The 12,567-nt window shown below is 46.3% G+C and carries 13 protein-coding genes; all 13 read left to right on the forward strand.

The genetic code is table 11. From position 1 onward, the window contains the following. Positions 1–104: 104 nt before the first annotated feature. The 13 genes from amaP (at position 105) to spoIVB (ending at position 12,445) form a co-directional block, all read left to right on the forward strand. On the forward strand, positions 105–644 hold the full coding sequence (gene amaP, locus A6049_RS16490; RefSeq protein WP_063565700.1) for an alkaline shock response membrane anchor protein AmaP: 540 nt from the start codon (positions 105–107) through the stop codon (positions 642–644). 14 nt (positions 645–658) lie between these two features. Continuing rightward, complete coding sequence (locus A6049_RS16495) at positions 659–892, forward strand: DUF2273 domain-containing protein (protein WP_053784412.1); 234 nt, start codon at positions 659–661, stop codon at positions 890–892. 195 nt (positions 893–1,087) lie between these two features. After that, positions 1,088–1,540: a transcription antitermination factor NusB gene (gene nusB, locus A6049_RS16500; RefSeq protein WP_063565701.1), complete on the forward strand. Its 453-nt coding sequence runs from the start codon at positions 1,088–1,090 to the stop codon at positions 1,538–1,540. 50 nt (positions 1,541–1,590) lie between these two features. After that, entirely contained in the window at positions 1,591–2,448 is an 858-nt protein-coding gene (gene folD, locus A6049_RS16505; RefSeq protein ID WP_063565702.1) for a bifunctional methylenetetrahydrofolate dehydrogenase/methenyltetrahydrofolate cyclohydrolase FolD, read from the forward strand. Between the two features lie 9 nt (positions 2,449–2,457). Next, positions 2,458–3,822, forward strand: coding sequence for an exodeoxyribonuclease VII large subunit (gene xseA, locus A6049_RS16510; protein ID WP_072735304.1), 1,365 nt, complete (start codon positions 2,458–2,460; stop codon positions 3,820–3,822). Next, positions 3,812–4,069: an exodeoxyribonuclease VII small subunit gene (gene xseB / locus A6049_RS16515; RefSeq protein WP_063565703.1), complete on the forward strand. Its 258-nt coding sequence runs from the start codon at positions 3,812–3,814 to the stop codon at positions 4,067–4,069. The genes xseA and xseB overlap by 11 nt, the downstream gene beginning before the upstream one ends. Beyond that, positions 4,062–4,967, forward strand: coding sequence for a polyprenyl synthetase family protein (locus A6049_RS16520; RefSeq protein ID WP_063565704.1), 906 nt, complete (start codon positions 4,062–4,064; stop codon positions 4,965–4,967). The genes xseB and A6049_RS16520 overlap by 8 nt, the downstream gene beginning before the upstream one ends. A 281-nt stretch (positions 4,968–5,248) precedes the next feature. After that, positions 5,249–7,156, forward strand: coding sequence for a 1-deoxy-D-xylulose-5-phosphate synthase (dxs, locus tag A6049_RS16525; protein ID WP_063565705.1), 1,908 nt, complete (start codon positions 5,249–5,251; stop codon positions 7,154–7,156). A 72-nt stretch (positions 7,157–7,228) separates the two neighbouring features. Then, positions 7,229–8,074: a TlyA family RNA methyltransferase gene (locus A6049_RS16530; RefSeq protein ID WP_063565706.1), complete on the forward strand. Its 846-nt coding sequence runs from the start codon at positions 7,229–7,231 to the stop codon at positions 8,072–8,074. A gap of 81 nt (positions 8,075–8,155) precedes the next feature. Next, entirely contained in the window at positions 8,156–8,644 is a 489-nt protein-coding gene (locus A6049_RS16535) for a hypothetical protein (RefSeq protein ID WP_240321473.1), read from the forward strand. 124 nt (positions 8,645–8,768) lie between these two features. Next, the gene (gene ahrC, locus A6049_RS16540; protein ID WP_063565708.1) at positions 8,769–9,218 is read left to right on the forward strand and encodes a transcriptional regulator AhrC/ArgR; all 450 of its coding nucleotides are present in this window, start codon (positions 8,769–8,771) and stop codon (positions 9,216–9,218) included. 56 nt (positions 9,219–9,274) lie between these two features. Further along, positions 9,275–10,993, forward strand: coding sequence for a DNA repair protein RecN (recN, locus tag A6049_RS16545; protein ID WP_063565709.1), 1,719 nt, complete (start codon positions 9,275–9,277; stop codon positions 10,991–10,993). A 120-nt stretch (positions 10,994–11,113) separates the two neighbouring features. Beyond that, on the forward strand, positions 11,114–12,445 hold the full coding sequence (gene spoIVB, locus A6049_RS16550; protein ID WP_063565710.1) for a SpoIVB peptidase: 1,332 nt from the start codon (positions 11,114–11,116) through the stop codon (positions 12,443–12,445). The last annotated feature ends 122 nt before the right edge of the window (positions 12,446–12,567 follow it).

A 12,567-nucleotide genomic window follows, 5' to 3' on the forward strand; every position in this document is an offset into this window, starting at 1 on the left:
CTTGGACAGGTCTTCATAAAAAGCGGAAGCTTGCACCGGAGGATCATCCTTTTGCCAAAGGGCAGGTTAAGCCATGTTAGTGAGCAAGGGAGGCTGTGCAGTTCGTGGCTAAAATACTGGATCGGCTTCTGTTGTTTATATACAGCATAAGCGTTGGAGCAATATCGGCAGCAGTCATACTTCTTATCAGTGGTGTGCTGCCTTACGAATTGAATTACCAGCAGGAACAAAACGTCATTATTGCGGCGGTTGTTGCCGCAGCGATTTTGTTTATCCTGAGTTTGCGATTTTTCTACATCTCGGTTCGGCGTGATCGTGCTTCATTGCCGTCTGTAGATCAACGTACCGAGTATGGTGATGTGCAGATTTCGATGGAAACGATTGAAAATCTCTGTCTCAAAGCGACTTCCCGTTTCCGGGGAGTACGTGATGTCAAAGCTCGTATTCGTGTGGTTGAATCTGGACTGGAAATTATGATTCGCGCTGTAGTGGATGGCGAGATGCCAATCCCGACGCTGACAGCCGATCTGCAGAAGGCAATACATGATCATGTACATGAGATTACGGGTATCCCGGTTTCTTTTGTCACCGTGTATATTGCCAACGTTACCCAGTCGTCTAACTACAAGAGTCGAGTGGAATGAGGTGAGTTTCACTGATGCTGTGGAGAGAGATTTGGGATAGTCACAGAGGCCGAATTACCGGAATTGTCGGCGGCATCTTTTTTGGATTTCTTTATGTATGGATCGGTTTTTGGGATATGTTGTTCTTTGCACTCTTGGTGTTCATAGGTTATACGTTAGGCAGACGAAGCGACTCGAAGCTGGGCTCGTTCATTCCCTGGAGGGAATGGGGGCAATGGCTCGGCGATCGCTGGCGTCCCTTTAAGTGAGCCACCTGAACCCTGCAATATGTTTCTTCCGAAAATAGAGCTGTAGTTTAGGTTGCCCGTTTTTTGGAGGAAACGATTGCAGGTTTTTTTGTGAAAAGGGATAACAATATAATAAGATCTCTGATTCCATCAAAGATTTTATATTTTAAAATAAGCATGATGACGCTCCACAGGGAGCGCTGCAGGAGGCAGGACATGAAAAGACGTTTGGCAAGGGAAATTGCAGTACAAAGTCTGTATCAGATGGAAATGAATGAAGTGGGCGCAGCTGAAGCCGTGAATATGTTGATTAATGAAGCCGCTGAAGACAATGAAACCGAAGTGGTTATTCATGATGCAGATGTAATGCGTACCTACGTGACCGAAATGGTACAGGGCGCATGGAACAATAAAGAAGCGATTGACGGATTACTGGTCGATTATTTGAAAGGCTGGCAGATTAGCCGTCTGTCACGTGTAGACCGCCAGATCCTACGGCTTTCAACGTATGAAATGGTGTTCCGTGATGATATTCCGGCAAAAGTATCCGTCAATGAAGCGATTGAATTGTCCAAGTATTTTGGTACAGATGAATCCGGTAAGTTCGTTAACGGCGTACTTGGGCGTATGATTCAGGAAGTCAGCACGATTAAAGCAAAACTGTCTTAATTTTGTGAGTCACTTAATTATATGTTCACATAAGGGAGAGAGAGAGTACAATGACAGCATCTATTATTAACGGTAAAGAAGTATCCCAAGAGATCCGCGCAAGCATGACGACAGAAGTAAAACAGCTTAGCGAACAGGGGGTAGTACCTGGTCTGGCTGTTGTGCTCGTCGGGGAAGATCCGGCATCCCAAGTATATGTGCGTAATAAAGAAAAAGCATGTCACGACCTCGGTTTCTATTCCGAAGTTCATCGTCTGGATGCAAGCACCTCCCAAGAGGATCTGCTCGCGCTGGTGGACAAGCTGAACAAACAGGAATCCATTAACGGAATTTTGGTTCAGCTCCCATTACCGAAGCATATCGAAGAGAAAGCGGTAATCGATGCGATCGCCGTGGACAAAGATGTGGATGGATTCCATCCGGTTAATGTGGGGAACCTCGTCATTGGTGACGATAGTCTGTTGCCATGCACCCCTGCGGGCGTGATCGAGCTGATCAAGCGTACCGGTCTTGAAATGTCAGGCAAACATGCCGTAGTCATCGGACGCAGCAACATTGTCGGCAAACCGGTATCCTTGCTGCTTCAACGTGAGAACGCAACGGTAACGATGTGTCATTCCCGTACAGCGAACATGAAAGAGATTACGCGTCAGGCAGATATTCTTGTGGTTGCTATCGGACGTGCAAACTTTGTGGATGCCGATTTCGTCAAACCGGGTGCCGTTGTAATCGATGTGGGGATGAACCGTCTGGATAACGGAAAACTGGCAGGAGATGTAGATTTCGAGAGCGTGAAGATGGTATCTGGCCCAATTACTCCGGTTCCTGGAGGCGTTGGCCCAATGACAATCACTATGTTAATGCAAAATACACTGATCGCGGCCAAACGCGCTCACGGATTGGCCTAGGTCGAATCTGTGGCAGATCAAAAGATCTATTCCATCAAAGACCTGAACCGATACATCCGGATGAAGCTAGAATCGGATCAGGTACTGTCGGATGTATGGCTGCGCGGAGAGATCTCCAATTTTACACATCACTCCAGCGGTCATATGTATTTTACATTGAAGGACAAGGACAGCCGAATTAAGTCCATTATGTTTGCTTCCCATAATCAACGATTGCCCTTTGTACCGAAGGAGGGTGCAAGGGTTATTGCTCGTGGTAATGTCTCGGTGTATGAGCGGGATGGACAATATCAATTCTACGCTACACACATGCAACCGGACGGTATTGGAAGTCTGTACTTGGCCTATGAGCAGTTGAAAAAAAAGCTGGAGGACGAGGGACTGTTCTCTACATCACGGAAAAGGCAGATTCCCCGTTTTCCACAGACGATTGGTGTGGTAACCTCACCTACAGGTGCAGCGGTAAGGGATATCATGATTACATTGCAACGCAGATATCCTTCTGCCCAAGTGATTCTGTATCCTGTACTCGTTCAAGGTAAAGGTGCAGCTCCTTCCATTGTGAAGGCCATCAATAACCTGAACCGAATGGGTGAAGCCGATGTGCTGATTGTCGGACGAGGCGGCGGATCACTGGAAGAGCTGTGGGCTTTCAATGAGGAGATCGTGGCAAGAGCGATTGTGGGTTCGGCCATTCCAGTGATATCAGCCGTTGGGCATGAAACGGATTTTACGATTGCCGATTTTGCTGCTGATCTACGTGCGGCTACACCTACGGCTGCTGCCGAACTGGCAGTACCCAATCGAGCTGAGCTGCTTGATCAGATCGCTCAGCGCCAGCGTCAGCTGCAGCACAGTTTACGTCAGCGTGCTGTTCATAATCGCGAGCGACTGGCCAGATTGCAACGCTCACCTGTGCTTGTGCATCCCAGACGTACCTTAATGCAGCATACGGAGCGACTGGATATGCTGCAACAACGTCTTCTGCGAACTGTAGATACACGTATGAAATGGACAACCGAGAAACAGGAACGTTTGCGTGCAGCGCTGCAGCGGTTCAATCCTCGTGAACAGGTGAATGCAGCAAGACGGGAGAATGCATCAGCCCGGCGTCAACTGGAGGTTGCAATCCGATCCATTGCGAGAGCGAAGCAGCAGCAGTGGAAATCATCTGTACGTCATTTGGATGCGCTTAGCCCGCTCAAAGTTATGTCACGCGGATACAGCCTTGTCTATGACGAACAGGAGCAACGATTGATCAAATCGATGAAGGATGTACAGCCTGGAGATTCGATAAAGATTAAATTAACAGACGGACAGTTGGACTGTCAGGTTTGGGGAATGAAGGAGGACGACAATACCCATGGCGAATGAACCGGAATTGAATTTTGAAGAGGCAATGGCGGCATTGGAAGACATCGTAGGTCAGCTTGAGCATGGTGATGTTCCACTGGAACAGGCCATCGATTTGTTTCAGCGCGGAATGAAACTTTCCCAACTTTGTGGTTTGAAGTTAGAACAAGTGGAACGTAAGATCGAGATGATCGTAGAAGAGGATGGGGAACTTCGCAAGAAACCGTTCGGCGCTGCCGTCGACGAAAGTGGTGAAGTCAATGAGTAATCGTCCTTCGTTTGAAACGTATCTTGAGGAAGTCACAGCTGAGGTGACGGGAGAGTTGCAGCAGACTCTTCCTGTTCACTGGGATGTGCCTCAGTCACTGGCTGACGCGATGCAGTATTCACTTATGGCCGGGGGCAAACGCCTTCGTCCACTTCTGGTCGTTGCTGCGGCGGAAGCCTTCGGTGCACAGCGTACAGCTGCATTGCCGGTAGCCTGCGCCGTGGAGATGGTTCATACGTATTCGTTGATCCACGATGACCTGCCTGCCATGGATAATGACGACTATCGCAGGGGAAAATTAACGAATCACAAAGTATTTGGTGAAGCGACAGCTATATTGGCTGGCGATGCACTTTTAACGCACGCTTTTTATAGTATTGTTCAGGCAGGTCGTCGCAGTGGTGTGTCAGCAGACGCATTGTTATCCATTGTGGAGGAATTGTCGGAATTGGCTGGCGCAAGAGGCATGGTTGGCGGACAAGTGGCTGATATGGAAGGCGAACAGGGCATGACAGATCTTGCCCAATTGCAATATATTCATCTGCACAAGACCGGAGATTTAATTGTGTTTTCTCTCATTGCGGGCGCACGTATTGGTGGTGCGACAGACGGACAGTTGGAGGCGCTGCGCGTATTTGGCAGAGATCTGGGGTTAGCTTTCCAGATTCAGGACGATATTCTCGACCTGACGGGTGACGAGCAGAAAATGGGCAAGAAGACGCAAAGTGATGTGAATCAGCAAAAGGTTACATACCCTTATTTTATTGGTATGGATGCCTCTCTTCAAGAGGTGAAGTCCCTTACGCAATCTGCAAAAGATGCACTTGGCAGAGCGGAGTTACCTGACCCTTCGAGACTGATGGAGATTGCAGATTATCTGATGAGTCGAGATCATTAGTTTTGGTTGAGCGTCTCTGTTTCAAATCACCCAGAATCGTTTAATCAATTTAATGTGCTTTTTCTGGGCTTCATGAAGAGAGTCTGTTCCAAGTGGGTTTGGGAATACATATTGAGGAAGATCATACGAACCTTGCTGGCGAAAATGCTCGTTATCAGGAGTATAGTGCCGTAAATTATGATTCTTGTTCTTTTATGTTATAATGTTTTAATGTCATTTAATAAACTGTGTATATATGGATTACACCAAATCAAACAATCTAGGAAAGCGGGGAGATTCTCGTGCTGCTTCCACAAATTAAACAACCCAGTGATCTAAAGTCGATGTCTCAGGATGATCTCGTTCTTTTGTCGGCAGAGATCCGGCAGTTTCTGATTGAGAAGCTGTCCGTTACAGGGGGCCATCTCGCACCCAACTTAGGAGTGGTTGAGCTCACGGTAGCCCTGCATTACTGCTATAACAGTCCAGTGGACAAAATGATTTTCGATGTAGGGCATCAGGCTTATGTGCACAAAGTTCTAACGGGACGGATGGATCGCTTCGATACACTTCGTCAGCATAATGGCTTGTGTGGATTTGTTAAACGTAACGAGAGTGAACATGATGTATGGGAAGCGGGCCACAGCAGCACATCGTTATCTGCTGCGATGGGCATGGCGCTTGCCCGTGATCTTAAGGGTGAAGACAATCAGGTTATCGCGATGATCGGGGATGGAGCGCTTACAGGTGGTATGGCCTTTGAAGCTCTCAATCACATTGGTCATGAGCAGAAAAAGCTGATGGTTATCCTCAATGATAATGAAATGTCCATTGCTCCGAATGTGGGGGCTATGCATAAATATTTGAGCAAAATTCGTTCGGATCGCCATTATTTGAAAGCCAAGGATGACGTGGAAGGAATGCTCAAAAAAATTCCTGCCATAGGGGATCGTTTGGCCAAATCGGCGAGCTGGATTAAAGATAGTGTCAAATACATGATGGTTCCAGGAGTTCTGTTCGAAGAGCTGGGCTTCACCTATTTGGGACCCATTGATGGACACGACATTCCGAAATTGATTGAAACGTTCAAACAGGCGGATAACGTCGATGGTCCTGTAATGGTTCATGTACTGACAACCAAAGGTAAAGGCTATCAGCCAGCTGAGGCCGATTCACACAAATGGCACGGAATTTCTCCGTACAAAATTGAATCAGGTCAAGTACTTAAGGCTGTAGGCAAACCGATGTATACGGAAGTGTTCGGTAAAACGTTGATTGATCTTGCCAAGCAGGATAAACGAATTGTTGCGGTAACACCAGCCATGCCAACAGGTTCAGGTCTCATTCCTTTCAGTAAGGAATTCCCTGATCGCATGATTGACGTGGGTATTGCCGAACAGCATGCAGCAACCATGTGTGCAGCACTGGCAATGGAAGGGTTGAAGCCGGTATTTGCCGTCTATTCGACGTTTATGCAGCGTGCGTATGATCAGATTGTACATGATATTTGTCGTCATAATGCCAATGTCATGTTCGCCATTGACCGTGCTGGATTTGTCGGTCCAGATGGTGAAACGCATCAAGGTGTGTACGATGTGGCGTTTATGCGTCATATTCCGAATATCGTCCTGATGATGCCTAAGGATGAGAATGAACTGCGCCATATGATGAAGACGGCGCTTGAATATAATGAAGGCCCGATTGCTTATCGTTATCCACGAAACAATGTTGTAGGCGTGCCTCTTGATAATGAACTCATTCCGATTCCAATCGGTACATGGGAACAGCTTCGTCCATCTGAAGGTTATGCTATCATCGCTTCGGGGTCAATGGTACAGCTTGCTGAAGAAGCTGCAGAGACGGTTAAAAGAGAAGGTATTACGGTTGGCGTAATAAACGCCCGCTTCCTTAAGCCGCTTGATGAGCAGATTCTGCGTGATCTAGCAGTTCGAGGCACGAAGTTAATTGTGCTTGAAGAAGCATCACAAGCAGGCAGTATGGGCAGTGCAGTTCTGGAGTTTTACGCAGAACAAGGACTGCATGATGTTCATGTACAGCTGATGGGCATTCCGGATCGATTCATTGAACATGGCAGTATTGAGGATCAAAGAGCTGAAGTGGGACTCACGGTCGAGAATGTGAGTTCGGAGCTGCGCAGTATGGCAGCCCAATCTTCATATGGTATGTCCAGAACTCGGTTCCCTTCATAACTGGAACAATCAGAGAAACTAAACTAAACACATTATTGATTAATTAGGATTACTACATGATAGGAGAAAGACATGTCACTCCCGAAAGAACGAATTGATGTTCTGCTGGTTGAGCAGGGATACTACGAAAGTCGTGAGAAGGCAAAAGCTGCAATCATGGCTGGACTGGTATATGCCAACAATGAGCGGATTGAAAAAGCGGGCATGAAGATTCCACGGGAAGCCGAACTTAAAGTAAAGGGTTCAGTACATCCCTATGTCGGTAGAGGCGGATTAAAGCTTGAAAAAGCGATCCGTCACTTCGATCTCGATATGAATGGACTTGTAATGCTCGATATCGGTTCATCCACTGGTGGATTTACCGATTGTGCCCTGCAACATGGTGCATCTCATGTATATGCCATCGATGTTGGTTATAACCAGCTGGATTGGTCACTCCGTAATGATGAACGGGTTACTGTAATGGAAAGAACCAATTTCCGTTATGTGACTCCCGCAGATTTACATGGACCTGTGCCGAATTTTGCTAGTATTGATGTATCCTTTATTTCGCTGAGAATTATTTTGCCGCCGTTGCTGGCACTTCTAAAGCAACCGGCAGACATTGTGGCGTTAATTAAACCTCAGTTCGAAGCAGGCCGTGAGAAAGTCGGCAAGTCCGGCGTTGTTCGTGATACTAAGGTTCACAAGGACGTTTTGCAGACGATGCTTCGTTTCGCAAATGAGCTTGGATTAAAGCTAAAAGGTTTAACATTCTCGCCGATTACAGGCGGAGAAGGAAATATTGAATTTCTCGCTCACTGGCGTCTGGAAGAACCAGAGGCAACACAACAAGAGAACGTTCAGGCTTCACTTGATGCACTTGCAGATCAAGTTGCAAGGGATGCTGCCCATACTTTTACAGGAAACTCATCATAGGATGGGTTTCTTTTCGCTGGAAAGGTGACATTCTAAAAGGAAATCGGTTGTCGAATCTCGAATATGTCTTCGAGGTGAGCGATGATGGATGGGCAATATGACACAATTGTTATTGGTGTACTTGCTGTCTGCTTAATTTTATGGCTGTTCTCTGGCTTTCGGAATTGGGTTAATCGTCCGATTCCAGTAAACTTGTCGGGTATGCAACTGAATTTAGAAATTCAGGATTCACCCGCAGTGGATCTGCTTGAAGCGGAAGGATATGAAGTCATCGGAGGTAAAATGAAAATTCCTTTAGCCTTTGAAGCGGATGAATCCGTTTATTACAGCAGGCTGTTCATTGATTATGTAGCAGAGCGTGATGATGAGAGATATCTGGTGAAGACGTCCCGTCGCAGGCAACCTCTTGAACTTACTGGGCCATCCCTGCGAGACCGCTTCCTGTATTATTTATTGTTATATCCCGGCTGTGAAGGGTTGTTGTATGTGGACTTGGAGGAGTCGGATATCAAGGTAATCAGGCTCATGGACTATCAGGAAGACGTGTATGATGGAGATGATCTGGACTAAGGGTAGTTATGAAACCTGAAAGTTGTTTATATAACGAATGAACGAATTGCAGGATGGCAAACGTTATGGAAATTAGAATTTTCCGTTTTATTGCAATACATTGAACTTTTAACTGGAGGCATGTATGAAAGGACAACGACACATTAAGATACGTGAAATCATTAGTCAAAACGAAATTGAAACCCAGGATGATCTGGTTGAAGCTTTGCGTAAATCCGGATTCCAGGTGACTCAAGCCACTGTATCACGGGATATTAAGGAGCTTCTTTTAATCAAGATTCCCATGGACGATGGACGATATAAGTATTCGCTACCTACAGACCAACGATATAATCCGATTCAGAAACTGAAACGTGCCCTTGTGGACAACTTCTTACACATCGATCATACAAACAATCTGGTCGTAATGAAGTGTTTGCCTGGCACAGCTAACTCCATTGCTGCCTTGCTCGATAATATTGAATGGACGGAAGTGATGGGCACCATCTGTGGAGATGATACCATACTCATTATCTGCCGGACGGAAAGTAACAGCGTGACCGTAATCGAGCGGATTATGGGTTATATTTCCTAGAATATAATGGTTCAAAAACATAATTTCTGAGTGAGTCATCCGGAGGTGTTTTGCAGATGTTAATTACATTATCGATTCGTAATCTGGCTGTTGTAGAAGAAGTTGATGTTGTTTTCCACCCGGGATTTCATGTCTTGTCTGGTGAAACAGGAGCGGGTAAATCGATCATTATTGATGCCTTGGGTCTGATTGCAGGTGGACGAAGCTCTGCCGATCTGATCCGTTATGGATGTGAGAAGGCCGAGATGGAGGCTCTGTTTGAAATGGAGCCTAGCCATCCGGTATGGGTAACGTTAGAGAAGCTTGGCATCCATTGTGAGCCTGAGGAGCATCTGGTGATCCGCCGGGAACTGAATACCCAAGGCAAAAGTACATCTCGTATTAACGGCCAATTGGTCAATTTAACGATGCTCCGTGAAGTCGGAGAAAAATTAATCAATATTCACGGACAGCATGAACATCAAAGTTTGTTGCGCGCAGAAAGTCATCTGGGGCTTCTGGATACATACGGGGCAGCAATCATCGGTCCAGTCAAGGCGGAATATCAGGAACGATACAGTAAATTTATTACGGCGGAAAAAGAACTGCGTGCACTTCAGGAATCCAGTCAACGTGCGTATCAATTGCTGGACATGTACCGTTTTCAACTTGAAGAGATTGCAGCTGCTTCTTTAACGCAGGGTGAGGATGAATTACTCGGAGAAGAACGGGTCAAACTATCCCATAGTGAGAAAATGATGGACAGTGTTGCTGGTGCGTATGATCTGCTTAGCGGTCAACGTGGGTTAGAAGCTGTAAGTATCGCGCTGTCACGAATTGAAGATATATCAGGATATGATAGCAAAGGCTTGCAGCCTATTGTTGAACAGCTCCAGTCAGCATTTTATCAGTTGGAAGACGCGACGTTTCAGTTGCGTGATTATCGGGAGAAGATCGAATTTAACCCGGGTAGATTGGAAGAAGTGGAACAGCGACTGAATCTGATTTCTGGCCTCAGACGGAAATACGGTGACAGTGTGGAACTTATTTTGAATTATTATGAACAAATTAGCCATGAAACCGACCAGTTGGAGAACAAGGATGAACGTTTGGAGAAGCTGCGTAATGAACGTGACAAATTGCTCAAATTAGTCATGGAGTCTGCGGAGGAACTCAGCCGGGTTCGTAAACAATGTGCAGAGGAACTTGCAGCGCAGGTGGAAAGTGAACTGAAGGATTTGCAGATGGAGAGAACGACGTTACGAGTTCAAATTACTCCTTTTGAAGATGCAAAAGGGATCGAATGGAATGGGCGTCGCATTCGCCTTACGCGTCAGGGTGCAGATAATGCGGAATTCCTGATCTCTCCGAATCCAGGTGAGCCTTTACGTCCGCTCGGCAAGATTGCTTCCGGTGGTGAGTTGTCCCGAATGATGCTGGCGATGAAGAGTATTTTCGCACGTCATGACCGGATTCCGGTGTTGATCTTTGACGAGGTGGATACAGGTGTGAGCGGAAGAGCAGCACAATCCATTGCGGAGAAATTATACCGTCTGTCCTCCACTTGCCAAGTTTTCTCTATTACTCACTTGCCACAGGTCGCTTGTATGGCCGATCATCAGTATCTCATCGAAAAGCATGTGTATGACGGACGCACGATGACACAAGTGGAATCGCTGTCAGACGAAGGCAGAGTGAAGGAATTGGCACGTATGCTCGGCGGTGTGGAAATTACAGAAAAAACGCTGCATCATGCACAGGAAATGCTGAATTTGGCGGAAGCCAAAAAAGGGTGAAACGAGCGGCTGGCGTAATGATTGACAGTAATAAAAGCCTGGGGGCGAGGTTATCTTATAGGTACGCAATTGGCGACCATCTTTCGTCAAGCGAAAGAAGCAAAGGGAGTGTGACAGCCATTGAATTCCCCCCTCAGGAAGAAATTGCTAGGTCTTTTATTTGCCTTCTTTCTATGTGTGATCAGCCAGGCCATTCAGCCTGTGCAAAGTTATGCTTCATTGCCTGATGAACTTCAGGTATTTGCAGGCAGGCAGGCTGACGTTCATCTCGCTGTACCGGCTGCTTCAAGTGCTGTTGTGGATCGTCCTGATATCGTCGGTTTTGATGGAAAGGAAACTGCGGTCCATGTAACGAAGCAACAACCTTTGCATCTTCATCCCCAACAAACGGGACATGCCAAATTAACGTTGAAGTTGTGGGGAAAAATTCCGGTAAAAACAGTTAACGTAAATGTGATTCCGGATTTGCGTGTAGTACCCGGGGGACAAACCATTGGCGTCAAAGTAAAATCTGCAGGTATTCTGGTTGTAGGGCACCATCTGGTCCGTTCTGGACAAGATGAACGTGTATCCCCTGGAGAATCAGCAGGCATCAAGCTTGGAGATCTGATTACCCATATGGACGGTAAACGCCTTGATGGTGTATCGGGTGTAGCTGAAGCCGTTGAGCTTGCAGGCAAGAGCAAAAAAGGCATTGATGTCGTTTTAAAACGCGGTAAAGAAACGGTTAAAACCCGTTTGACACCGGCTTATGACGCGGAAGACAAAGCCTGGAGGCTTGGCTTGTACATTCGTGACTCCGCCGCAGGTGTAGGAACATTAACCTTCTATGCTCCGGATCAAGGCGTATATGGCGCTCTAGGACATGTCATCACGGATATGAACACGCAGACTTCCATCGTTGTCGGTAGTGGTCAGATTGTTCAGTCTAATGTAACGTCAATCTCTAAGAGTGAATCCGGTGATCCAGGTGAAAAACGAGCTCATTTCCTGAAAGAAAGCAAAATTTTGGGCAATATTGAACGTAATACGGCTTTTGGTATCTTTGGTAAAATGTCCGGAAATCCTGAACATAGTTTGTATTCAAAAGGAATTCCTGTTGCTTTCTCCCATGAAGTAAAAGAAGGTCCTGCAGAAATTCTCACAGTTGTTGAGGGTCAGCAGGTGGAGCGTTTCTCGATTGATATTGTTCACGTAGCAGACCAATCCGAACCGGCGACCAAAGGTCTGGTGCTTCGAATCACAGATCCGAAGCTGCTGGATAAGACCGGAGGCATTGTACAAGGCATGAGTGGTAGCCCCATTGTGCAAAATGGTAAACTTATCGGTGCCGTGACCCATGTGTTTGTCAATGATCCGAAATCAGGTTATGGCTGCTTCATTGAGTGGATGTTACAAGATGCAGGAGTCATGATGAAAAAGGATAATGCAAAAAACCTTAAGGCGGGATAACCTCCTTAAGGTTTTTTTGTCGAATGGAAACATATAATATCGGATAATGAAATAAATTATTTATTATATAGCAATGAGAAAAAAAAATAAAGAAAAATAATTTTCGACAGAAGGAATTTCCT

It is taken from the genome of Paenibacillus sp. O199, from assembly GCF_001636635.1.
GTDB lineage: Bacteria > Bacillota > Bacilli > Paenibacillales > Paenibacillaceae > Paenibacillus > Paenibacillus marchantiae.